Raw genomic sequence first — 21,842 nt, 5'->3', positions numbered from 1 at the left:
TTTGTTCATCCCAGTCACTTACTTAGGTAAGCTCCTGGGGATTCACTCAGTTGCCGCCTCGATGCAGCTTGAATGATTTTGTGTCTAGATTCTTCGGGTCAGATAAAATTCCGCAAGCGCCAGATCTTCCGGACGAGTAACTTTAATATTATCAGCGCGTCCTTCGACAAGCTGTGGATGAAAGCCGCAATATTCCAGCGCCGAGGCCTCATCAGTAATGGTCGCGCCTTCGTTGAGTGCTCGGGCCAGGCAGTGGTGTAATAACTCGCGGGGGAAAAACTGCGGCGTCAACGCGTGCCATAAGTCAGTACGTTCGACCGTATGGGCAATGTCAGTTTTGCCCGGTTCCGCGCGTTTCATGGTATCGCGCACCGGTGCGGCAAGGATCCCACCTGTACGACTGGTTTCGCTTATCGCCAGTAAACGAGATAAATCGTCCTGATGCAGGCACGGTCTGGCTGCATCATGCACCAGCACCCAGCGGGCATTTCCGGTGGCCTGCAAACCGGCCAGCACTGAATCGGCGCGCTCATTGCCGCCATCCACCACGGTGATTTGCGGGTGCGCTGCCAGAGGAAGTTCTGCAAAGCGGCTGTCGCCAGGGCTGATAGCAATGACGACATGCGTCACCCGGGGATGCGCCAGTAGCGCAGCAACCGAGTGTTCAAGAATGGTTTTATTGCCGATGGAGAGATACTGCTTAGGACACTCCGATTGCATTCGGCGGCCAAATCCGGCAGCCGGTACCACGGCGCAAACGTCCAATAAAGTGGCTGCCATGTTAAATCCTTGGCTGGTTTATCGATTGTTTTGCCCTGCAGTCTGAGCGCGTTTAGACGCGTCAGGCACCAGACGATAAAAGGTTTCGCCCGGCTTGGTCATGCTGAGTTCGTTGCGCGCACGCTCTTCAATCGCTTCCTGACCGCCATTGAGATCGTCAATTTCGGCAAACAGCTGATCGTTACGCGCTTTAAGTTTCGCATTTGTCGCTTGCTGCGCAGCCACATCATCGTTGACGCGGCTATAGTCATGTATGCCGTTCTTACCGAACCACAGCGAATACTGAAGCCAGACCAATAAAGCCAGCAACAGCAGCGTTAGTTTACCCATCCTGCCCCCTGAAAAACGGCATCATCATCCCAAAACATCCGCAGACGACTCTCCGTCTACAGGCGGGAATACCGCGACAACGCGGGCAAATGTACCACATTTGCTCGTTGTTACGTATACCCCGTGTAAGGAGAACATAATCTCATTGTTGGTTACGGTTTGAATTATGACCAGTCCGCGTTTCAGCCTCAGTAGCCATATAAAGAGAAGGGAGATAACCTAGCCCAGCAGCCACATAAACAATGCCCCAAACATCAGCCCCACCGTCAGCAGGGTACACGTCATGCTCAGGAACAATCGTCCCTTCAATAACGAGTGCAGGGCTATTCCCGCCACAATCGCGACAGGCAGCAATGCAAGGAAAAACGGCCAGGTATAGAGGAAGAAAAACAGCGTGTTAGGGCCATACATAAGACATGGAATGCCCAGCGCCAGCAACCACGCCACAAAACCGACCACGGCCCCCGGTAGTGACCAGATGGTTTCGTCGTCGGCATTGAAGGTGTCTGACTCTGCAATAGTAATGTTATGGCTGTTACGCATAGCTAATCCTGTGACCTTGACTGACCAAGCCGATAAGCTCGGGGATGTCTCAGGATCTGATAATATCTTGCTGCCTCAGCAGGTCTAATAATTGAGGAACCAAATTTGTTACCAATTGTTCACCATCAAGGTGAATCTCTGGCGATTCAGGCGCTTCATACACCGCGTCAATTCCGGTGAAATTGCGCAGTTCACCCGCTCGCGCTTTTTTATACAGCCCTTTCGGATCGCGGGCTTCGCATGTCGCCAGCGGCGTATCGACAAACACCTCGATAAAACGCCCCTCGCCGACGCGCTCGCGGACCATTTGCCGCTCAGCGCGATGCGGGGAGATAAATGCCGTCAGCACCACCAGCCCGGCATCCACCATCAGGCTAGCGACTTCCCCCACCCGCCGGATGTTCTCTTTGCGATCGGCGTCGCTAAAACCCAGATCGCTGCACAGGCCATGGCGCACATTGTCGCCATCCAGCAGATAGGTACTGACGCCCAGATTGTATAGTGCTTCTTCCAGCGCCCCTGCCACCGTCGATTTACCCGAGCCGGAGAGCCCGGTAAACCACAGCACAACACCACGGTGACCGTGGCGTTGCTCTCGCTGTTGCGGCGTAACGGGATGGGCATGCCAGACGACGTTTTCGTCATGCTGCGCCATTACTTTCCTCCCAGCAAATCGCGTGCATTCCAGTGCGGGAAGTGACGACGCACCAGTGCATTCAGTTCCAGTTCAAACGCGCTGAACGGGGATGTCGTGGCCTGTTGCTGCTCGATGGGTTCGCGGATCAGTCCCGCCCCCACAGTGACGTTGGTCAGGCGGTCAATAATAATCAGGCCGCCCGTCACTGGGTTATGCTGATAGGTATCCAGTACCAGCGGTTCATCAAACGTCAAATTAACCAGGCCAATACCATTCAGCGGCAACGCGTCGACCTCACGCTGAGTCAGGTTATTGATATCAACCTGATACTGCACGTTATCTACGCGGGCACGCGTCTTTTTGCCCGCGACTTTGATGTCATAGCTCTGACCTTCCGACAGCGGTTGTTCCGCCATCCATACCACGTCAACGGCAGCATGCTGTACCGCAGGCAACACTTCGCGAGCATCCAGCAACAGGTCGCCACGGCTGATGTCGATTTCATCTTTCAGTACCAGAGTAATCGCTTCGCCCGCATGCGCTTCCTGGAGGTCGCCGTCAAAGGTGACGATCCGCGCGACGCTTGATTCAACGCCAGACGGCAGCACTTTGATTCGCTGGCCTACCGTTACGCGACCGGAGGCAAGAGTTCCGGCATAACCACGAAAATCCAGGTTCGGGCGATTCACATACTGTACCGGGAAACGCATCGGTTGGGCATCAACAGCCCGCTGGATCTCTACCGTTTCCAGTACCTCCAGCAGCGTCGGGCCGCTATACCATGGCATGTTTTTACTCTGGGAGGCCACGTTGTCGCCTTCCAGCGCAGAAAGCGGCACAAAGCGAATATCCAGATTGCCCGGCAACTGTTCGGCAAAGGTCAGATAATCTTCGCGAATGCGGGTAAATGTTTCTTCGCTGAAGCTCACCAGATCCATTTTATTGATCGCCACCACCAGATGTTTGATCCCCAACAGCGTGGAGATAAAACTGTGGCGGCGAGTCTGGTCCAGCACACCTTTACGTGCATCAATCAGCAGGATCGCCAGATCGCATGTGGACGCACCGGTGGCCATGTTCCGGGTGTACTGCTCATGCCCTGGCGTATCGGCAATAATAAATTTGCGTTTCTCCGTGGAGAAATAGCGGTAGGCCACGTCGATGGTGATCCCCTGCTCACGCTCGGCCTGTAACCCGTCAACCAGCAGCGCCAGATCCAGTTTCTCACCCTGGGTACCATGACGTTTGCTGTCGTTATGCAGCGTTGAGAGCTGATCTTCGTAAATCTGGCGCGTGTCGTGCAGCAGGCGGCCAATCAGCGTGCTTTTCCCGTCATCCACGCTGCCGCAGGTTAAAAAGCGCAGCAGGCTTTTGTGTTGCTGGGCAACCATCCAGGCTTCAACGCCGCCTTCATTAGCAATTTGTTGTGCAAGTGTCGTGTTCATGGCGGCTCCTTAGAAATACCCCTGACGTTTCTTCAGCTCCATGGAGCCCGCCTGGTCGCGGTCAATCACGCGGCCCTGACGTTCACTGGTGGTTGAGACCAGCATTTCTTCGATAATTTCCGGCAGCGTCTGCGCGTTTGACTCCACGGCGCCGGTAAGCGGCCAGCAGCCAAGCGTGCGGAAACGCACCATGCGTTTTTTGATAACCTCACCGGGTTGCAGATCGATCCTGTCGTCATCGATCATCATCAGCATGCCATCACGTTCCAGCACCGGGCGCTCCGCGGCCAGGTACAGCGGTACAATGTCGATATTTTCCAACCAGATGTACTGCCAGATATCCTGTTCAGTCCAGTTCGAAAGCGGGAACACGCGAATGCTTTCGCCTTTGTTAATCTGCCCGTTGTAGTTGTGCCACAGTTCCGGACGCTGGTTTTTCGGGTCCCAGCGATGAAAACGATCGCGGAAGGAATAAATTCGCTCTTTGGCACGCGATTTCTCTTCATCGCGGCGGGCACCACCGAACGCGGCGTCAAAGCCGTATTTGTTCAGCGCCTGCTTCAGCCCTTCGGTTTTCATGATGTCGGTATGCTTGGCGCTGCCGTGGACAAACGGGTTAATCCCCATCGCCACCCCTTCCGGGTTTTTATGCACCAACAACTCACAGCCGTAGGCCTTGGCTGTACGGTCACGGAATTCATACATCTCGCTGAATTTCCAGCCGGTGTCCACATGTAGCAACGGGAACGGCAGCGTGCCGGGATAAAACGCTTTGCGCGCCAGATGCAGCATTACGCTGGAGTCTTTGCCGATGGAATACATCATCACCGGATTAGAAAACTCGGCGGCCACCTCACGAATAATATGGATGCTTTCCGCTTCCAGTTGCCGCAGGTGGGTAAGTCGTTTTTGATCCATAACCGTTCCTATGTAATGCCGTTATTGTTCTAACGATGCTCAGATAACTCGACTATAGGGAGGGCAAGAGAACGAATGAAATTACGAATTGGAATGAGTAGTTCCTCAAAGGAATAACGATCTGGAAAAGCAAATATCAAAAAGTGCTTAAGCCGCCGGATTTCGGGCATTTAGGAGCAAATGAAATTGTTTTACCCCGATCACGGTTTCATACTAGCGGGTAAAAATTTATGCTTGGTATTTAAGGACTCACTATGTTTTCCGCATTGCGCCACTTTCCTGCTGCCCTGGCGCTCGGCGTGTGCTTTATCCTTCCCGCACAGGCAACCTCTTCGAAGCCCGGAGATATCGCCAACTTCCAGGCCCGCCATATTGCAACGTTTTTTCCTGGCCGCGTGACGGGCTCGCCTGCAGAAATGTTGTCTGCCGATTATTTACGTCAGCAGTTTCAGCAGATGGGATACAGCAGTGATATTCGGACGTTTAATAGCCGCTATGTGTATACCGCCAAAAATAACCATAAAAACTGGCATAACGTAACGGGTAGCACGGTAATTGCAGCACATGAAGGTAAGGCACCGCAGCAGATTATTATTATGGCGCACCTTGATACCTACGCGCCGCAAAGCGATGCCGACTCCGATGCCAATCTCGGTGGATTAACGCTGCAAGGGATTGACGATAACGCGGCGGGTCTCGGCGTGATGCTGGAACTGGCAGAAAAACTCAAGAATGTCCCGACCGAGTACGGCATCCGCTTTATCGCCACCAGCGGAGAAGAAGAAGGCAAGCTCGGCGCAGAGAACGTACTCAAACGCATGAGCGCCGCCGAGAAGAAAAATACGCTGCTGGTGATTAATCTCGATAACCTGATCGTCGGCGATAAGCTCTATTTCAACAGCGGGCAAAAAACACCTGAAGCGGTTCGTAAGCTCACGCGCGACCGGGCGCTGGCTATTGCACGCAGTCGCGGTATCTCCGCCAGCACTAATCCCGGTCTGAACAAGAACTACCCGAAAGGCACTGGATGTTGTAACGATGCGGAGGTGTTCGACAAAGCGGGGATTGCCGTGCTCTCCGTCGAAGCCACCAACTGGAATCTGGGTAATAAAGACGGCTATCAGCAGCGAGCCAAAACCGCCTCATTCCCTGCAGGCAACAGCTGGCACGACGTTCGACTGGATAACCAGCAGCATATTGATAAAGCGTTACCCGGCCGTATTGAGCACCGCAGTCGCGACGTGGTACGCATTATGCTGCCACTGGTCAAAGAGCTGGCAAAGGCGGGCTAATTCACCCGTATCCTGCCCGGTAGCATGCAGATGCTTACCGGGCCTGTTACCGATTACCCTTCGTGCAATCCGCACTCCCGCTTCAGTCCGAAGAAGCGCGTCTCTTCTTCCGCCATGCCCGGTTCCCATTTACGAGTGGTGTGGGTATCGCCTACCGACAGATAGCCTTGCTCCCACAGCGGATGATACTTCAGCCCGTGTTGTTGCAGGTACTGGTACACCGTGCGGTTGTCCCAGTCGATGATCGGCAGCAGTTTGAACACGCCACGCTGGATAGCCAGTACCGGCAAATGGGCACGACTGCCGGATTGCTCACGACGCAGGCCGGCAAACCAGGTTTGCGCATTGAGTTCTTGCAGCGCCCGGTTCATCGGCTCGACTTTGTTGATGTCATTGTATTTCTCAATGCCTTCAACGCCCTGTTCCCACAGTTTGCCATAGCGCGCTTCCTGCCAGGCGGCACTCTCTTTTGCCCGGTAAACCTGCAGATTAAGTTTGAGCGTGTCCGTTAACTCGTCAATAAACTGGTAGGTTTCCGGGAACAAATAGCCGGTATCGGTAAGGATCACCGGGATATCCGGGCGAATCTGATTCACCAGGTGCAGGCTAACCGCCGCCTGAATACCAAAGCTCGAAGAGAGCACGTAGTCGCCGGGTAGATTCTCCAGCGCCCACGCCACGCGATCCTGCGCGCTCAGTTTCTCCAGCTGGCTGTTGGTTTGTGCCAACGCCATGACGCGCTCAACTTTTGGCAGTGCGTTCAACGCGTTGAGATCGAGTTTGGACATAAGTTCCTCGCTGTTTGCCTTGCCTGATGGCGCTACGCTTATCAGGCCTACAAATTCAGTAGACCCAATAAGTCAGTTTCACATTATTCCCAGAAATCCCGGGCGGGATCGAGCACCGGGCGAATAATGCCCGCACGCACCGTAAAATCGCCGAAGCCTTCACCCGCGTCACGCTCTTTTGCCCAGCGCCCAATCAGTTCATCCAGCAAGGCCAGAATTTCTGTCTCGGTGATGTTCTCTTTGAACATCCGTGGAATACGCGTCCCGATACGGTTACCCCCCAGGTGCAGGTTGTAACGTCCCGGCGCTTTCCCGACCAGGCCGACCTCTGCCAGCATGGCACGACCACAACCGTTCGGGCAGCCCGTCACGCGCAGCACAATGTTTTCGTCGCTCAACGCGTATTTCGCCATCAGAGCGTCAATGCTGTCGATAAACGTCGGCAGGAAGCGCTCTGCTTCCGCCATCGCCAGCGGACAGGTCGGGAACGAGACGCAGGCCATCGAGTTTTCACGCTGCGGAGTCACGGCATTCATTAAGCCGCTCTGCTGCGCAATTTTCTCGATCTTCGCCTTTTCACTTTCCGGCACACCGGCAATGATCAGGTTCTGGTTGGCGGTAATACGGAACTCGCCTTTGTGGATCTTTGCTATCTCCAGCAACCCGGTTTTCAGCGGACGTCCCGGATAATCCAGAATACGACCATTCTCAATAAACAGCGTCAGGTGCCATTTTTTGTCGATGCCCTTCACCCAGCCGATACGATCGCCGCGACCGGTAAACTCATACGGGCGAATCGATTCAAATTTGATACCCGCCCGGCGTTCCACTTCTGCCTTAAAGGTCTCAACGCCGACGCGCTCCAGCGTGTATTTGGTTTTGGCGTTTTTACGGTCGGTACGATTACCCCAGTCGCGCTGGGTGGTCACCACCGCTTCCGCAACGGCCAGCGTGTGCTCCAGCGGCAAATAGCCAAATTCACTGGCGGTACGCGCGTAGGTTTTCTTGTTACCGTGCTCAATAGACAGCCCACCGCCAACCAGCAAGTTGAACCCCACCAGTTTGCCGTTTTCTGCTACCGCGACGAAGTTCATGTCGTTGGCATGCAGATCGATATCGTTCTGCGGCGGAATAACCACCGTCGTTTTGAACTTACGCGGCAGATAAGTTTGACCGAGGATCGGCTCTTCATCGGTGGTGGCGACTTTTTTCTGATCCAGCCAAATCTCTGCATACGCCCGGGTGCGCGGCAACAGGTGTTCAGAGATTTTCTTCGCCCACTCGTAGGCTTCCGCGTGTAACTCGGACTCGTACGGGTTGGAGGTACACAACACGTTACGGTTCATGTCGTTGGCGGTCGCCAGCGCGTCCAGTCCGACCGAGTTGAGCATCTGATGCACCGGCTTGACGTTCTTCTTCAGAATGCCGTGAAACTGAAAGGTCTGACGGTTGGTCAGACGGATGCTGCCGTAAATCGTGTTGTCATGAGCAAACTTATCGATCGCCTGCCATTGTTTAGTGGTGATGACCCCGCCCGGCAGACGGCAGCGCAGCAGCATCGCATGACGCGGCTCCAGCTTCTGCTCGGCGCGCTCGGCGCGAATATCGCGGTCATCCTGCTGGTACATACCGTGAAAACGGATCAGCAGAAAGTTATCACCTTTAAAACCGCCGGTGAGGCCGTCATTTAAATCTTCCGCAATGGTGCCGCGCAGATAGTTGCTTTCCAGCTTCATACGTTCAGCGTCGGACAGCTTACCTTCGACCACCAGTGGCCCTGGATGTTTTTCACTCATTAGTAGACATCTCGCTGATAACGGCGCTCAACGCGCAGCTCACTTAAAAATTCATCCGCCGCTTCGGTATCCATCGCACCGAATTCGGCAATCACTTCCAGCAAAGCCTGCTCAACGTCTTTCGCCATGCGATTGGCGTCGCCGCAGACATAAATGTGCGCCCCGTCATTAATCCAGCGCCACAGTTCCGCACCTTGTTGGCGCAGTTTATCTTGTACGTAGACTTTTTCTTTTTGGTCGCGTGACCAGGCGAGATCGATCCGGGTAAGTACGCCCTCTTTGACGTAGCGCTGCCACTCCACCTGGTAGAGGAAATCTTCGGTAAAGTGCGGATTGCCAAAGAACAGCCAGTTTTTACCTGTCGCTTCGTCGGCAGCACGCTGCTGCATAAAGGCGCGGAACGGTGCAATTCCCGTCCCCGGCCCAATCATAATGACCGGTGTTTCAGGATTGGCTGGCAGACGGAAGTTGTCGTTATGTTCAATGAACACACGTACTTCACCTTCTTCGCCAACGCGGTCGGCGAGGAAGCTCGAGGCTCCGCCGGCACGCGCACGGCCTTCGACGTCAAACCGCACGGCACCGACGGTCACGTGTACTTCGCTTTCGACTTCCGCCTGTGAGGAGGCTATTGAGTACAGGCGCGGGGTCAACGGACGCAGTAGACCGATTAACGCTTCCGCGTCCAGCTGCGCCGGAGAAAAGCGCAGCATGTCGACGATAGGCGTGGTGGCGGCATAGTGTTGCAACTGCGCTTTATCGCCCACCAGCGGCAGCAACGTTTCACTGCGCGTTAAGGTGGCGTAATTTTCTACAATATTGGCTGTGTTAACCGTCAGTTCGAAGTGCCACTGCAGCGCGTCGGTAAGCGGTAGCAATTTGCCATCAACCGTGACCGGCTCGTCGCCTTTCAGCCACAGCAGTCCAACAATCTCTTTGACCAGCGCCGGATCGTTTTGATACCACACGCCGAGCGCGTCGCCGGGCTGATAGCGCAGGCCGGAATCGCCCAGATCGATTTCGATATGACGCACGTCTTTTTCGGAGTCACGACCGGTGATTTTCTGATTCACGGAAAGCGACGCGCTAAGCGGCGCTTCTTTAGTGTACGGACTGGTATGCACCTCGTTAATCGCACCGCTCGCAGCGGTCTGTACAGAAGGTACAGCAGGCGCTCGTGCCTTCAACACATCAACCAGACGGGCGCGCCACTGCGCAGCTGCCGGTTGATATTCAACATCTGCATCTACACGATCCAGCAAGCGTTCACCGCCAAGCTCCGCCAGTTTGCTGTCGAAGTTTTTGCCAGACTGGCAGAAAAACTCATAAGAGGTATCGCCAAGGCCAAACACGGCGAAGGCGGTATTTTCAAGTTTCGGCGCTTTTTTAGAGAACAGGAATTTATGCAACGCCACCGCTTCTTCCGCCGGCTCACCCTCTCCCTGCGTCGAGGCCACCACGACCAGCAATTTCTCGTTGGCAATATTTTTAAATTTATAGTCGCCGGCATTGATCAGGGTGACATTGAGCTTCGCGGCAATAAGATCGTCACGCAGGGCTTCCGCCACACGGCGCGCATTACCGGTCTGCGAGGCGGAGATGAGCGTGATCCCCGGCATTTCGGCAGCAGGTGCAGGAATAACCGCATTAGCGCCCGGCTGCTGATTCAGCACGCCCCAGAAATAGCCAGAAACCCACGCAAGCTGCGCGGGCGAGAGATCGGTCGTGGCCGCCTGAAGGCGTGCCAGCTGTTCCGGGTTTAGCGGAAGCAAAGCGGAAAGTGGGGCCTGTGTCGTCATGCGTTGTCATGTTCCAGTAAGCAAAGCGGATTTAAGCAATAAAACCCAAACTGAAGATAAGGTTAACGGCGAGAATAGTAACAATTAAAGAAGGGATAGAAATAACAAATAACCAAATGGACTAACCTGTTTTAGCTATAGTTATTAACGGCAAAACAGATTTAATAACCATATGATATATAACTAGTTATTTGATATTGATTGCATGAATGCACTGTCAGGATACTCAGCGCCCGTTTAACTAATGATAAAATTCGTATTATAAGGTACCCTACGGCGGTTTTTTGCATTCTTGAGAGTAGATAATGTCCACCACCCTGTTTAAAGATTTCACCTTCGAAGCCGCTCACCACCTGCCGCACGTACCAGAAGGGCACAAATGTGGCCGTCTGCATGGTCACTCATTTATGGTGCGTCTTGAAATTACGGGTGAAGTCGATCCCCATACCGGTTGGATTATGGACTTTTCCGAGTTAAAAGCGGCATTTAAGCCGACGTACAATCGCCTTGATCACTACTATTTGAATGATATTCCGGGTCTTGAGAATCCGACCAGTGAAGTACTGGCGAAGTGGATCTGGGATGAGATGAAACCGCTGGTTCCGCTGCTGAGCGCGGTGATGGTAAAAGAGACCTGTACGGCGGGCTGCGTCTATCGCGGCGAGTGATTCAGAGTCATTGCCGGATGGCGGAGCGCCTTATACGGCCTACACGTATCTACAAGCGTAGGCCGGGCAAGCGAAGCGCACCCGGCAAAATTTATCAGGCAATATTCAGATATTTATGCGTTTGCATCGACAGACGCCAGTTACGCGCAATGCAGGTATCAATACACAGGCGCGTGGCATCATCCTTCTGACTGATCGGCTGTAAAGCAATGATGCGCGGCTTATCATCGGTCAACGTCGCCAGCAGTTCATCCAGTGCTTCAATGTCGCGAACACGCCCTACCGGATGCTTGATTTCATTGGCGCGTTCCAGCGCCTGAGATAACACGTCATAGCCGCCGCGCATATTCACCTTGGGAGAGACAGTCACCCAGGTGTTCGGCGTACAGCGGACTTCATGCGTGCCGCTGGTTTCAATCTGGCAGCTAAAGCCATTTTTTTCCAGCAAGTCAGTCAGCGGCATCAGGTCGTGAATGCAGGGTTCACCACCGGTGATCACCACATGACGGGCGGTATAGCCCTGACGCTGAATCACAGCCAGCAGATCTTCGCTGCTCGCCGCGCCCCATTTATCACTCTCTTTAGTCTTGGCCAGGATGCTGTAAAGCGAGACTTCCCGATCCTCAAGCTTATCCCAGGTGTGTTTGGTATCGCACCAGGCACAGCCAACCGGGCATCCCTGTAAACGAATAAAAATGGCGGGGACGCCGGTAAAATAACCCTCACCTTGCAGGGTCTGGAACATCTCATTAATCGGGTACTGCATAGTCTTCTCAATGTGGGGATAAACGATAATTATCGCAGATCCCCGCCAAAGTATCATGCCCGATCGTTGCTTTACGAGGCGATCGCCGTGACAAAGCGTGCCGTTATTTGTTGCGGACGGGTGATTGCGCCCCCAACCACTACGGTATGCGCGCCTAATGCCAGACAGTGTGCAGCCCGTTCAGGGGTGTCGACATTCCCCTCTGCCACTACCGGCAGGCTGACTGCAGCCAGTACCTCACGTAAAAAACCACAGTCGTTATCCGCGAGCACATGCCCACGCGTCTCTGCCGTGTAGCCATAAAGCGTCGTACCCACGCAGTCAAAACCCAGTCGTTCTGCGGTGACGGCTTCGTCTACGCTGGCGATGTCCGCCATCAACAGCACAGATGGGTAGCGCGCGCGAATCTGCATAACCAACGCGTCCAGCGTTTGCCCACCTGGACGTGGGCGCGCAGTCGCATCAAGGGCAATAATTTCCGGCTCAACGGTCATTAACTCATCCACTTCCTTCATAGTGGCGGTGATAAACACGTCGCTACCCGGATAATCACGTTTGATGATGCCAATGATCGGCAGTGCGACGCTTTCTTTAATGGCGCGAATGTCCACGACGCTGTTCGCACGGATACCGACAGCCCCTCCCTGTGCTGCCGCCAATGCCATCCGTGACATGATAAACGGGCTGTGCAGAGGCTCATTTTCCAGCGCCTGACAGGAGACAATTAACTTACCTTTCAGCGTATCCAGTACAGTTTTCATTACGATAAAATCTCTTCAACTTCATTTTTGATAATGGTGACGTGCGGGCCATAAATCACCTGAACACCATTGCCACGAATAATCACGCCACGCGCCCCGGTTGCTTTCAGTGCGGCTTCATCAACCTTGCTGCCATCTTTCACCGTCACGCGTAGTCGCGTGGCGCAACAATCCACCTCTTCCAGATTCTCTTTGCCCCCCAGTCCGGCAACCACTGCTGCGGCACGTTCGCTTTGAGGCAACGCATTTTCTACTAACGTTGCGTTCTCACGACCCGGCGTCATCCAGCCAAAGCGGTTGATCAAATAGCGGAAGGTGAAGTAGTACAGGAAGAACCACGGCACGCCCACCATAGGCACGTACATCCAGTTGGTTTTCGCTTCGCCCTGCAATACGCCAAAGAGGATGAAATCGATCAGTCCTCCCGAGAAGGTTTGCCCGATGGTGATATGTAAAATATGGGCAATCATAAATGCCAGGCCATCGAAGAAGGCGTGAATGACATATAACACGGGTGCCACGAACAAGAAGGAGAACTCAATAGGCTCAGTGATGCCGGTCAGGAAGGAAGTCAGCGCAGCAGACAGCAGCAGACCCGCGACAACTTTTTTGTTCTCTGACTTCGCCGTGTGGTACATCGCCAGACATGCCCCAAGCAGACCGAACATCATGGTAATGAAGCGCCCGGACATAAAGCGGGAGGTACCCACATAGAACTGCTGAGTGTTCGGATCGGCAAGCTGAGCGAAGAAAATACGTTGTGTGCCTTCCACTAATTGGCCGTTAACGATTTCACTGCCACCGAGTGCCGTCGTCCAGAATGGCAGATAAAAGATATGATGCAGACCCAGTGGACCAAGCATACGCAGGATAAAACCGTACAACAGCGTTCCCAGATAACCCGTTGCATCAACAAGGCCACCCAGTCCAAATATGAGTTTCTGGAAATGGGGCCAGACCACCGTCATTGCGGCACCGACTGCAATCGCCGCAAGCGAGCTAATGATCGGAACAAAGCGCGAGCCGCTAAAGAAACCCAGAAACTGCGGTAGCGAGACTTTATTAAAGCGACTGTGCAGCGCGCAGGTAACAAGGCCTATCACCACACCACCAAACACACCCGTTTCCAGCGTCTGGATACCCAGCGTCATTCCCTGACCAACAGCACCTGGGTTCTCATGCGCCAGCGTCCCGTTCAGGATCAGCAAAGCGTTGATAGTGGCATTCATCACCAGAAACGCCAGCAGCGCGGCAAGCCCCGCAGTGCCTTTATCCGTCTTCGCCAGGCCCACTGCTACACCAACCGCAAAAAGCACCGACAAGTTGGCGAACACAATGGATCCCGCGCTGGTCATGATAGTGAAGATAGCCTGCAACCAGTCAACATCTAAAAACGGGTAGGCCGTCAACGTATTGGGGTTTGATAATGCACCACCAATACCCAGTAACAGCCCCGCAGCAGGTAATATCGCAATTGGCAGCATAAACGATTTGCCAAACCGCTGTGCCTTTTCAAACCACGTCCCTGACGACGCGCCGCTAAACATATTCATCATTTTTTCATTCCCCTGACAATTGATGAAAATTTTTACCACAAATAATTTTATAAATGAAAATTATCATCAAAATTCTGGAAGTCGATCATACTTTTTTGAAATGACTGGCATCTCTCCCCCGCTTTCCGCCACACTATCGCCAGAGAAACGTATTAAGGATTTTGCATGCCTGAAAATGAAAACCTGCTGCTGAGACTGCGCCAGGGCGTAGACGGATACAGCCGTACACAGCAGAAGCTGGGTGAGTTTGTGCTGAGCGATCCGGCAAAAGTTGTCTATCTAACGATTACCGAACTGGCGCGCGAAAGCGACACCAGCGAGGCCAGCGTCACGCGTCTGTGCCGCACGCTAGGATGTAAGGGCTATAACGAATTTAAGATGGCGCTGGCGCTTGATCTCCAGCACGGACAGCCGATCGAACACGGCGGCGATGAGATTGACAATGTGGTCAATGAATCCGTGCAGGCCTTGCAGGACACCGCAAAATTACTCGACAGGACATTACTCGAAGCTGCCGCCCTCGCGCTGCACCAGGCCCAGTCGGTACAGATTTATGGCGTGGCGGCCAGTGCGATTCTGGGGGAATATCTGCATTACAAACTGTTGCGTCTGGGCAAGCCCGCACAACTGTTCAGCGACATGCATCGTGCCGCCATGAATGCCACTACGCTTTCCAAAGACTCGCTGGTGGTGGCAATTTCCAGTTCAGGCTCCACTCGCGATCTGCTTCATGTCGTTAAACTTGCGCGTAAGCATGGCGTCCCCGTACTGGCACTGAGCAACACGCCGCGCAGTCCGCTGGCTTCACTGAGTGATATCCAACTGGTTGCAGCCAAACCCGAAGGACCGCTGAGCGCTGGGGCGCTCAATGCCAAAGTGGGCGTAATGTTATTAGTTGAATTGCTCACCACATCGCTTATCGCGCTGGATGAAAAGTACAGCGATGTGAGTCAGCAAACCGCCAGTGCGACGCTGCCGCTGCTACTTTAAAGACATAAAAAAACCCGCCGAAGCGGGTTTTTACGTTAAGAGCTAAAGAGCAGGATTACGCCTGACCTTTGATCTCTTTACGACCGTTGTACGGCGCTTGTTCACCCAGCGCTTCTTCGATACGAATCAGCTGGTTGTACTTAGCAACGCGGTCAGAACGGCTCATAGAACCGGTTTTGATCTGGCCTGCAGCGGTACCAACAGCCAGGTCAGCGATGGTTGCGTCTTCAGTTTCGCCAGAACGGTGAGAGATGACAGCCGTGTAGCCAGCGTCTTTCGCCATTTTGATCGCAGCCAGAGTTTCGGTCAGAGAACCGATCTGGTTGAATTTGATCAGGATGGAGTTAACGATGCCTTTGTCGATGCCTTCTTTCAGGATCTTGGTGTTGGTTACGAACAGATCGTCACCAACCAGCTGGATTTTGTCGCCCAGTACTTTAGTCTGGTATGCGAAACCGTCCCAGTCAGACTCGTCCAGACCATCTTCGATGGACACGATCGGGTACTGTTTGGTCAGTTCTTCCAGGAAGTGAGTGAATTCTTCGGAGGTGAATGCTTTGTTGCCTTCGCCAGCCAGAACGTATTTACCGTCTTTGTAGAATTCAGATGCTGCACAGTCCATCGCCAGAGTGATGTCTTTGCCCAGCTCGTAGCCTGCTGCTTTAACCGCTTCAGCAATAACAGCCAGAGCTTCTGCGTTGGAACCCAGGTTCGGCGCGTAGCCACCTTCGTCACCAACTGCAGTGTTCATGCCTTTGGCTTTCAGAACTTTAGCCAGGTTGTGGAACACTTCAGAACCCATACGTACGGCTTCTTTCAGGGATTTAGCGCCAACCGGCTGAATCATAAATTCCTGGATGTCGACGTTGTTGTCAGCGTGCTCACCACCGTTGATGATGTTCATCATCGGAACCGGCATAGAGAATTTGCCCGGAGTACCGTTCAGTTCTGCGATGTGTGCATACAGCGGCAGGCCTTTAGCAGCAGCTGCTGCTTTGGCGTTCGCCAGGGACACAGCCAGAATGGCGTTTGCACCGAAGTTGGATTTGTTTTCAGTACCGTCCAGATCGATCATGATCTTGTCGATGCCAGCCTGATCTTTAGCATCTTTACCCAGCAGAGCCTGAGCAATTGGGCCGTTTACCGCGCCAACCGCTTTCAGTACGCCTTTACCCATGAAACGGGATTTGTCGCCATCGCGCAGTTCCAGTGCTTCGCGGGAACCAGTAGAAGCACCTGACGGCGCTGCTGCCATACCAACGAAACCACCTTCCAGGTGTACTTCGGCTTCAACAGTCGGGTTACCACGGGAGTCGATGATTTCACGACCGATGATTTTAACGATTTTGGACATTAGGTTTTCCTCAGTACAAGTTAAACTAAAACTCCAGACAAACAATGCACCCGGATGGGTGCATTGCCGTTCTAACTTTTTACTTCTTACTTCGCCTGACGCTTCTGATGTTCACTGGCGGCTTTCACAAAGCCGGCAAACAGCGGGTGCCCATCACGTGGCGTGGAAGTAAATTCCGGGTGGAACTGACAGGCCACGAACCACGGATGATTCGGTACCTCAATGATCTCGACCAACTGATCATCACCGGAGCGGCCTGCAACACGCAGACCCGCAGCTTCAATTTGTTTCAACAGCATATTGTTGACTTCGTAGCGATGGCGATGGCGTTCAACAATTGTCGGCGTGCCGTACAGCTTACGCACCAGACTCTCGTCGTCCAGCTGACACTGCTGCGCACCAAGGCGCATCGTGCCGCCCAGATCGCTCTTCTCGGTACGGACTTCGACGTTGCCGTCTTCATCACGCCATTCGGTAATCAGGGCCACCACCGGGTACTTACAGTCTGGCACAAATTCCGTGGAGTTGGCGTTGTCCATACCCACGACGTTACGAGCAAACTCAATCAACGCTACCTGCATACCCAGGCAAATGCCCAGATAAGGAATATTGTTCTCACGCGCAAAGCGTGCCGTCGCGATTTTACCTTCAACACCACGGTAGCCGAAGCCGCCTGGGATCAGGATAGCGTCGAGACCTTTCAGGATCTCAACACCGCGCGTTTCAACATCCTGCGAATCGATCAGCTTGATGTTGACGGTGACACGATTCTTCAGACCACCGTGCTTCAGCGCTTCGATAACTGACTTATAGGCATCCGGCAGCTCAATGTACTTGCCGACCATACCGATAGTCACTTCGCCTGCCGGATTGGCTTCTTCGTAGATAACCTGTTCCCATTCTGACAGATTTGCTTCCGGACAGTTCAAGCTGAATCGTTTACAAATATAATCGTCCAGCCCCTGAGATTTCAACAGGCCTGGAATTTTATAGATAGAATCGACATCTTTCAGAGAAATCACCGCTTTTTCCGGGACGTTACAGAATAATGCAATTTTTGCACGTTCATTAGCCGGAACAGCACGATCGGAGCGGCAAATCAGAATATCTGGCTGAATACCGATAGAAAGCAGCTCTTTTACAGAGTGCTGAGTCGGTTTAGTTTTGACTTCACCTGCCGCTGCCATGTAGGGAACCAGCGTCAGATGCATAAACAGCGTATGTTCGCGGCCAATTTCTACGGCCATCTGGCGAATCGCTTCAAGGAACGGCAGAGATTCGATATCCCCAACGGTTCCGCCGATTTCGACCAGAACAACATCATGACCTTCACCGCCTTCCAGAACGCGTTCTTTGATCGCATTCGTGATGTGCGGGATAACCTGAACGGTTGCGCCCAGATAGTCGCCACGACGTTCTTTACGCAGAACGTCAGAGTAAATACGACCGGTGGTGAAGTTGTTGCGGCGGCTCATTTTGGTGCGGATGAAACGCTCGTAGTGACCCAGGTCCAGANGTCGCCACGGCGTTCTTTACGCAGAACGTCGGAGTAGATACGACCGGTGGTGAAGTTGTTACGGCGGCTCATTTTCGTACGAATGAAACGCTCATAGTGACCCAGGTCCAGGNATCGGTTTCAGCGCCGTCTTCGGTAACGAACACTTCCCCGTGTTGGATTGGGCTCATAGTACCTGGATCGACGTTGATGTACGGATCCAGTTTCATCATGGTTACATTGAGGCCACGGGCTTCAAGAATGGCTGCCAGGGAGGCTGCGGCAATGCCTTTTCCCAGAGAGGATACGACCCCGCCGGTCACAAAAATATAGTTCGTTGTCATGCTGGACCTGAGAAGTTAGGGTGAAACGATGGAATTACCAAGACGGGAAAGTAGTATACCCGAACATGGCGAGCGCCACAAACTTTCATTATTCCTCCTCTTCACCAGGCTCACATTAACATCGGGAGTGAGAAAATAGCCCCTTTGGGGTAAATGTTTTTGACGTAAATCAATCGCTTGTTATTTAAAAAATCACACAAATCGCCCTTGACCGACGAAACCCCTTAGAGATCAATTTCCTGGCGTTTTACCTGTTGCCAGACTTCTTCCATAGTTTCCAGATCAACACCAGTCATTTCCAGACCGCGTTCAGCAACAATCCGTTCAACTTCACGAAAACGTCGCTCAAATTTTTCGTTCGCTTTCTGTAATGCGGTCTCGGCTTTTGTGCCTAAATGGCGGGCCATATTGACCGTGGCAAACAGCAGGTCGCCCATTTCCTCCTCCAGTTTAGCCTGGTCGACGACGGCCTGCTTCGCTTCGAACATGACTTCGTCGATCTCTTCATAAACCTTGTCGACCACCGGTCCTAACGTCTTCCAGTCAAAACCAACATTTGAGCAGCGTTTCTGGATTTTTTGAGCGCGCATCAGCGCCGGTAAACTACGGGGAATATCGTCCAATGCGGAATGTTGGGCTTTCTGCGCACGTTCTTCGCTTTTAATTTGCTCCCAACGGGTTAACACCTCAGTGCTGTTGCTGGCGGAAACATCGGCAAAAACATGCGGATGACGGCGTTCAAGTTTATCGCTGATGGCCGCACAAATATCATCAAAATTAAAGCGCCCTTCTTCCTGTGCCATCTGCGCGTAAAACACCACCTGGAACAGTAAATCCCCCAACTCTCCGCGCAGATCGTCGAAGTCTTCACGCGCAATGGCATCGAGCACTTCATAGGTTTCTTCGAGGGTATAGGGGGCGATGGTGGCGAAAGTCTGCTCTTTATCCCACGGACAGCCGTTTTCCGGGTCGCGCAGGCGCTGCATAATACCGAGCAGTCGGTCGATTTGATTCATTACAAGATCCTGAAAACGTAGGCCCGATAAGCAAAGCGCCATCGGGCATGGTGATATTGCCGGATGGCGGCACGCCTTATCCGGCCTACAAATGATTAATTACCGTGCAGACGACGCGCGTCGATCACATCCGGCACCTGATTGAGCTTGCCAAGTACGCGCCCGAGCACCTGCAGATTATAGATTTCGATGGTCATATCGATGGTGGCAAGCTGCTGTTTGGTATCGCTACGACTGGCAACCCCCAGCACGTTCACCTTCTCATTGGCGAGGATGGTGGTGATATCGCGCAATAAACCGCTACGATCGTTCGCCTGGACGCGGACCACCAGCGAATACCCCGCCGAGTAGCTTTCGCCCCAAACCGCATCGACGATACGCTCCGGCGCATGAGAACGCAGTTCTACCAGCTGTTCGCAATCCGCCCGATGCACGGATATACCGCGCCCCTGGGTGATGAACCCCACAATCTCATCGCCAGGAATCGGCTGGCAGCAGCGTGCGATGTGGTGCATCAGGTTACCTACCCCTTCAACCACCACGCGACCATCATCTTTACGGCGGTTTTGTGGCGCATGCGTTTTCTGCTGCAACTGCTTCAGCGCGGCGGCATCCTGCTCGGCGGCGCTCGGCTTGTTAAACTGCGATTGCAGGAAGTTCACCATCTGGTTAAGACGGATATCCCCACCGCCAATCGCCGCCAGCAGCTCTTCCAGCTCGTTAAAGTTGTAGCGCGGCAGCAGATGCTTTTCGGCTTCTTTCAGACTAATGCCTAAGTGCGCCAGTTCATCATCAAGGATTTGTCTGCCCGCGAGGATATTCTTGTCGCGATCCTGCTTGCGGAACCAGGCATGGATCTTGGAGCGCCCACGGCTGGTGGTCACGTACCCGAGGTTAGGGTTCAGCCAATCGCGACTTGGGTTTGGCTGCTTCTGGGTGATGATTTCAATTTGATCGCCCATCTGCAACTGGTAGGTAAACGGCACAATGCGCCCACCAATTTTGGCACCAATACAGCGATGACCGACATCACTATGGATATGGTAAGCAAAATCAAGCGGCGTCGAGCCCGCCGGTAAGTCCACCACATCGCCTTTTGGCGTAAAGACGTAAACTCTGTCATCAAAGACCTGGCTACGGACTTCATCGAGCATCTCACCGGAGTCAGCCATCTCTTCCTGCCAGGCGATCAGCTTACGCAGCCAGGCAATTCGGTCTTCATGACCCGAACGCGCCGCACCTGAAGCGGTACCTTCTTTGTACTTCCAGTGCGCCGCGACACCCAGTTCGGCATCCTCGTGCATCTGTTTAGTGCGGATCTGGATTTCGATGGTTTTACCACCCGGCCCCAACACAACCGTATGGATTGATTGATAACCGTTGGGTTTGGGATTAGCGACATAATCATCGAACTCGTCCGGCAGATGCCGATAGTGAGTATGTACTATCCCCAGTGCGGCATAGCAATCCTGTAACCGCTCGGCGACGATGCGCACGGCGCGCACATCGAACAGCTCATCAAAAGCCAACTGCTTTTTCTGCATTTTGCGCCAGATGCTGTAGATGTGTTTCGGACGACCGTACACCTCGGCCTTCACGCCTTCGATTTTCATCTCTGAACGCAGGTGACCGACGAACTCATCAATGTAGTGTTCTCTGTCGATACGGCGTTCGTGCAACAGCTTGGCGATTCGCTTGTATTCGTCCGGATGCAGGTAGCGGAAGCAGTAATCTTCCAGCTCCCATTTTAACTGCCCGATACCTAATCGATTGGCCAGCGGCGCATAGATATTGGTGCACTCTTTTGCCGCCAGTACACGTTCGTCTTCTGGTGCGTCCTTGACTTCGCGCAGGTGCGCGATACGCTCCGCCAATTTAATGACCACACAGCGGAAGTCGTCGACCATGGCCAGCAGCATGCGGCGGACGTTATCAACCTGTTCGGAAGAGACCGAATCGGTATGCGTGGCTTTCAGCTGACGTATCGCCGCCATATCACGCACGCCATGGATAAGATTGACGATTGACTTCCCCGCGTTCTCGCTCAGGATGTCTTCGCTGACCACGTTGGCATCCGCCAGAGGGAAAAGCATAGCGGCCCGCAGCGTGTCCATATCCATACTCAGCATAGAGAGAATTTCTACCATCTCCACACCGCGCCACAACAGCAACTCCGCATCCGGATGCCCCTGTGTCTGCTGCAGGCAATACGCCCAGGTTTCGGCTAAGCGTTCACACGACTGCTGGCTGGTGATCCCCAGACTGGCGATCCATTTTTTGGGATCAAACTCACCAGCTTTATTAATATGTGCACTTCTTACCGCAACCATCGTCCTCTCCTTAAGGGGCCTGGCCTGTCGAAGTCGACAAGCCGTACCCATTGGGTTTCAGGCTACTGCGCGCCGAAATCCAGTGGGTATAAGATTCATTACCTATGCTCAAACAGGACCATTGACTCCAGGTGTCCGGTGTGCGGGAACATATCGAGCATCGCCAGTCGCTGAATGGTGTATCCCGCGTTGAGTAACGCTTCGCTGTCACGAGCCAGCGTAGCAGGATTACAG

19 protein-coding genes and 3 pseudogenes are annotated in these 21,842 nt (G+C 53.4%); 3 read left to right on the top strand and 19 right to left on the bottom strand.

The window, feature by feature from the left end:
* Positions 1-84: 84 nt before the first annotated feature.
* The 6 genes from ispD to cysD all read right to left on the bottom strand — a co-directional run bounded on the left by ispD (position 85) and on the right by cysD (position 4,653).
* Positions 85-780 carry a 2-C-methyl-D-erythritol 4-phosphate cytidylyltransferase gene (gene ispD, locus FDX22_RS02200; protein WP_096755919.1) on the bottom strand — a complete coding sequence of 232 codons (696 nt, stop codon included), beginning with the start codon at positions 778-780 and terminating at the stop codon, positions 85-87.
* Positions 781-798: 18 nt separating this feature from the next.
* Complete coding sequence (gene ftsB / locus FDX22_RS02195; RefSeq protein WP_003034163.1) at positions 799-1,110, bottom strand: cell division protein FtsB; 312 nt, start codon at positions 1,108-1,110, stop codon at positions 799-801.
* A 219-nt stretch (positions 1,111-1,329) separates the two neighbouring features.
* Complete coding sequence (locus FDX22_RS02190; protein WP_117343149.1) at positions 1,330-1,653, bottom strand: DUF3561 family protein; 324 nt, start codon at positions 1,651-1,653, stop codon at positions 1,330-1,332.
* A 49-nt stretch (positions 1,654-1,702) separates the two neighbouring features.
* A complete protein-coding gene (cysC, locus tag FDX22_RS02185) occupies positions 1,703-2,308 on the bottom strand; it encodes an adenylyl-sulfate kinase (protein ID WP_115257610.1) in 606 nt (201 codons plus the stop codon).
* Positions 2,308-3,735 (bottom strand): sulfate adenylyltransferase subunit CysN, encoded by a 1,428-nt coding sequence (gene cysN / locus FDX22_RS02180; protein WP_146716651.1) that lies wholly within the window; start codon positions 3,733-3,735, stop codon positions 2,308-2,310. Before cysN ends, cysC begins: the two co-directional genes overlap by 1 nt.
* A 9-nt stretch (positions 3,736-3,744) precedes the next feature.
* The gene (gene cysD, locus FDX22_RS02175; RefSeq protein WP_003034152.1) at positions 3,745-4,653 is read right to left on the bottom strand and encodes a sulfate adenylyltransferase subunit CysD; all 909 of its coding nucleotides are present in this window, start codon (positions 4,651-4,653) and stop codon (positions 3,745-3,747) included.
* 254 nt (positions 4,654-4,907) lie between these two features.
* On the opposite strand from cysD, the gene FDX22_RS02170 reads away from it, so the two are divergent.
* A complete protein-coding gene (locus tag FDX22_RS02170) occupies positions 4,908-5,945 on the top strand; it encodes an aminopeptidase (RefSeq protein ID WP_096755914.1) in 1,038 nt (345 codons plus the stop codon).
* Positions 5,946-5,998: 53 nt separating this feature from the next.
* Here FDX22_RS02170 and cysH read toward each other — a convergent pair whose 3' ends face one another.
* The 3 genes from cysH to cysJ all read right to left on the bottom strand — a co-directional run bounded on the left by cysH (position 5,999) and on the right by cysJ (position 10,328).
* Complete coding sequence (cysH, locus tag FDX22_RS02165; RefSeq protein ID WP_146716650.1) at positions 5,999-6,733, bottom strand: phosphoadenosine phosphosulfate reductase; 735 nt, start codon at positions 6,731-6,733, stop codon at positions 5,999-6,001.
* Positions 6,734-6,816: 83 nt separating this feature from the next.
* Complete coding sequence (cysI, locus tag FDX22_RS02155) at positions 6,817-8,529, bottom strand: assimilatory sulfite reductase (NADPH) hemoprotein subunit (protein ID WP_146716648.1); 1,713 nt, start codon at positions 8,527-8,529, stop codon at positions 6,817-6,819.
* Positions 8,529-10,328, bottom strand: a complete 1,800-nt coding sequence (gene cysJ / locus FDX22_RS02150) for an NADPH-dependent assimilatory sulfite reductase flavoprotein subunit (protein WP_146716647.1) — start codon at positions 10,326-10,328, stop codon at positions 8,529-8,531. The genes cysI and cysJ overlap by 1 nt, the downstream gene beginning before the upstream one ends.
* Positions 10,329-10,633: 305 nt before the next feature.
* Between cysJ and queD the strand changes: the two genes are divergently transcribed.
* Positions 10,634-10,996: a 6-carboxytetrahydropterin synthase QueD gene (queD, locus tag FDX22_RS02145; RefSeq protein WP_096755909.1), complete on the top strand. Its 363-nt coding sequence runs from the start codon at positions 10,634-10,636 to the stop codon at positions 10,994-10,996.
* Positions 10,997-11,090: 94 nt separating this feature from the next.
* Here the strand turns inward: queD and queE are convergent, their stop codons facing one another.
* The 3 genes from queE to FDX22_RS02130 all read right to left on the bottom strand — a co-directional run bounded on the left by queE (position 11,091) and on the right by FDX22_RS02130 (position 14,079).
* Complete coding sequence (gene queE / locus FDX22_RS02140) at positions 11,091-11,762, bottom strand: 7-carboxy-7-deazaguanine synthase QueE (RefSeq protein WP_137400259.1); 672 nt, start codon at positions 11,760-11,762, stop codon at positions 11,091-11,093.
* 71 nt (positions 11,763-11,833) lie between these two features.
* A complete protein-coding gene (locus FDX22_RS02135) occupies positions 11,834-12,523 on the bottom strand; it encodes an N-acetylmannosamine-6-phosphate 2-epimerase (protein ID WP_135911489.1) in 690 nt (229 codons plus the stop codon).
* Positions 12,523-14,079: a PTS transporter subunit EIIC gene (locus FDX22_RS02130; RefSeq protein ID WP_115257601.1), complete on the bottom strand. Its 1,557-nt coding sequence runs from the start codon at positions 14,077-14,079 to the stop codon at positions 12,523-12,525. Before FDX22_RS02130 ends, FDX22_RS02135 begins: the two co-directional genes overlap by 1 nt.
* Before the next feature lie 165 nt (positions 14,080-14,244).
* On the opposite strand from FDX22_RS02130, the gene FDX22_RS02125 reads away from it, so the two are divergent.
* On the top strand, positions 14,245-15,069 hold the full coding sequence (locus tag FDX22_RS02125; protein ID WP_115257600.1) for a MurR/RpiR family transcriptional regulator: 825 nt from the start codon (positions 14,245-14,247) through the stop codon (positions 15,067-15,069).
* 55 nt (positions 15,070-15,124) lie between these two features.
* Here FDX22_RS02125 and eno read toward each other — a convergent pair whose 3' ends face one another.
* The 7 genes and pseudogenes from eno to rumA all read right to left on the bottom strand — a co-directional run.
* Positions 15,125-16,423, bottom strand: coding sequence for a phosphopyruvate hydratase (gene eno / locus FDX22_RS02120; RefSeq protein WP_115257599.1), 1,299 nt, complete (start codon positions 16,421-16,423; stop codon positions 15,125-15,127).
* 86 nt (positions 16,424-16,509) lie between these two features.
* Positions 16,510-17,937 (bottom strand): annotated as a pseudogene (gene pyrG / locus FDX22_RS02115) (glutamine hydrolyzing CTP synthase); the annotation flags it as partial.
* Positions 17,895-18,011: a hypothetical protein gene (locus tag FDX22_RS32530; RefSeq protein ID WP_370316629.1), complete on the bottom strand. Its 117-nt coding sequence runs from the start codon at positions 18,009-18,011 to the stop codon at positions 17,895-17,897. The gene FDX22_RS32530 and the pseudogene pyrG (FDX22_RS02115), both read right to left, overlap by 43 nt.
* A 41-nt stretch (positions 18,012-18,052) precedes the next feature.
* Positions 18,053-18,262, bottom strand: a pseudogene (gene pyrG / locus FDX22_RS02110) (CTP synthetase); the annotation flags it as partial.
* Between the two features lie 224 nt (positions 18,263-18,486).
* Entirely contained in the window at positions 18,487-19,278 is a 792-nt protein-coding gene (mazG, locus tag FDX22_RS02105) for a nucleoside triphosphate pyrophosphohydrolase (protein ID WP_117343141.1), read from the bottom strand.
* 95 nt (positions 19,279-19,373) lie between these two features.
* Positions 19,374-21,608 (bottom strand): GTP diphosphokinase, encoded by a 2,235-nt coding sequence (relA, locus tag FDX22_RS02100; RefSeq protein ID WP_115257597.1) that lies wholly within the window; start codon positions 21,606-21,608, stop codon positions 19,374-19,376.
* Positions 21,609-21,706: 98 nt separating this feature from the next.
* A pseudogene (gene rumA, locus FDX22_RS02095) lies at positions 21,707-21,842 on the bottom strand (23S rRNA (uracil(1939)-C(5))-methyltransferase RlmD); the annotation flags it as partial.

Source organism: Citrobacter sp. TBCS-14 (assembly GCF_005280805.1).
GTDB classification, from domain to species: Bacteria; Pseudomonadota; Gammaproteobacteria; order Enterobacterales; family Enterobacteriaceae; genus Citrobacter; species Citrobacter gillenii.
The sequence above is the reverse complement of the archived record's forward strand: the minus strand, read 5'-3'. Positions and strand labels throughout refer to the sequence as shown.

Coding starts and splice junctions, on each gene's coding strand:
- ispD (WP_096755919.1), bottom strand. CDS start 780: ATGGCAGCCACTTTATTGGACGTTTGCGCCGTGGTACCGGCTGCCGGA.
- ftsB (WP_003034163.1), bottom strand. CDS start 1,110: ATGGGTAAACTAACGCTGCTGTTGCTGGCTTTATTGGTCTGGCTTCAG.
- FDX22_RS02190 (WP_117343149.1), bottom strand. CDS start 1,653: ATGCGTAACAGCCATAACATTACTATTGCAGAGTCAGACACCTTCAAT.
- cysC (WP_115257610.1), bottom strand. CDS start 2,308: ATGGCGCAGCATGACGAAAACGTCGTCTGGCATGCCCATCCCGTTACG.
- cysN (WP_146716651.1), bottom strand. CDS start 3,735: ATGAACACGACACTTGCACAACAAATTGCTAATGAAGGCGGCGTTGAA.
- cysD (WP_003034152.1), bottom strand. CDS start 4,653: ATGGATCAAAAACGACTTACCCACCTGCGGCAACTGGAAGCGGAAAGC.
- FDX22_RS02170 (WP_096755914.1), top strand. CDS start 4,908: ATGTTTTCCGCATTGCGCCACTTTCCTGCTGCCCTGGCGCTCGGCGTG.
- cysH (WP_146716650.1), bottom strand. CDS start 6,733: ATGTCCAAACTCGATCTCAACGCGTTGAACGCACTGCCAAAAGTTGAG.
- cysI (WP_146716648.1), bottom strand. CDS start 8,529: ATGAGTGAAAAACATCCAGGGCCACTGGTGGTCGAAGGTAAGCTGTCC.
- cysJ (WP_146716647.1), bottom strand. CDS start 10,328: ATGACGACACAGGCCCCACTTTCCGCTTTGCTTCCGCTAAACCCGGAA.
- queD (WP_096755909.1), top strand. CDS start 10,634: ATGTCCACCACCCTGTTTAAAGATTTCACCTTCGAAGCCGCTCACCAC.
- queE (WP_137400259.1), bottom strand. CDS start 11,762: ATGCAGTACCCGATTAATGAGATGTTCCAGACCCTGCAAGGTGAGGGT.
- FDX22_RS02135 (WP_135911489.1), bottom strand. CDS start 12,523: ATGAAAACTGTACTGGATACGCTGAAAGGTAAGTTAATTGTCTCCTGT.
- FDX22_RS02130 (WP_115257601.1), bottom strand. CDS start 14,079: ATGATGAATATGTTTAGCGGCGCGTCGTCAGGGACGTGGTTTGAAAAG.
- FDX22_RS02125 (WP_115257600.1), top strand. CDS start 14,245: ATGCCTGAAAATGAAAACCTGCTGCTGAGACTGCGCCAGGGCGTAGAC.
- eno (WP_115257599.1), bottom strand. CDS start 16,423: ATGTCCAAAATCGTTAAAATCATCGGTCGTGAAATCATCGACTCCCGT.
- mazG (WP_117343141.1), bottom strand. CDS start 19,278: ATGAATCAAATCGACCGACTGCTCGGTATTATGCAGCGCCTGCGCGAC.
- relA (WP_115257597.1), bottom strand. CDS start 21,608: ATGGTTGCGGTAAGAAGTGCACATATTAATAAAGCTGGTGAGTTTGAT.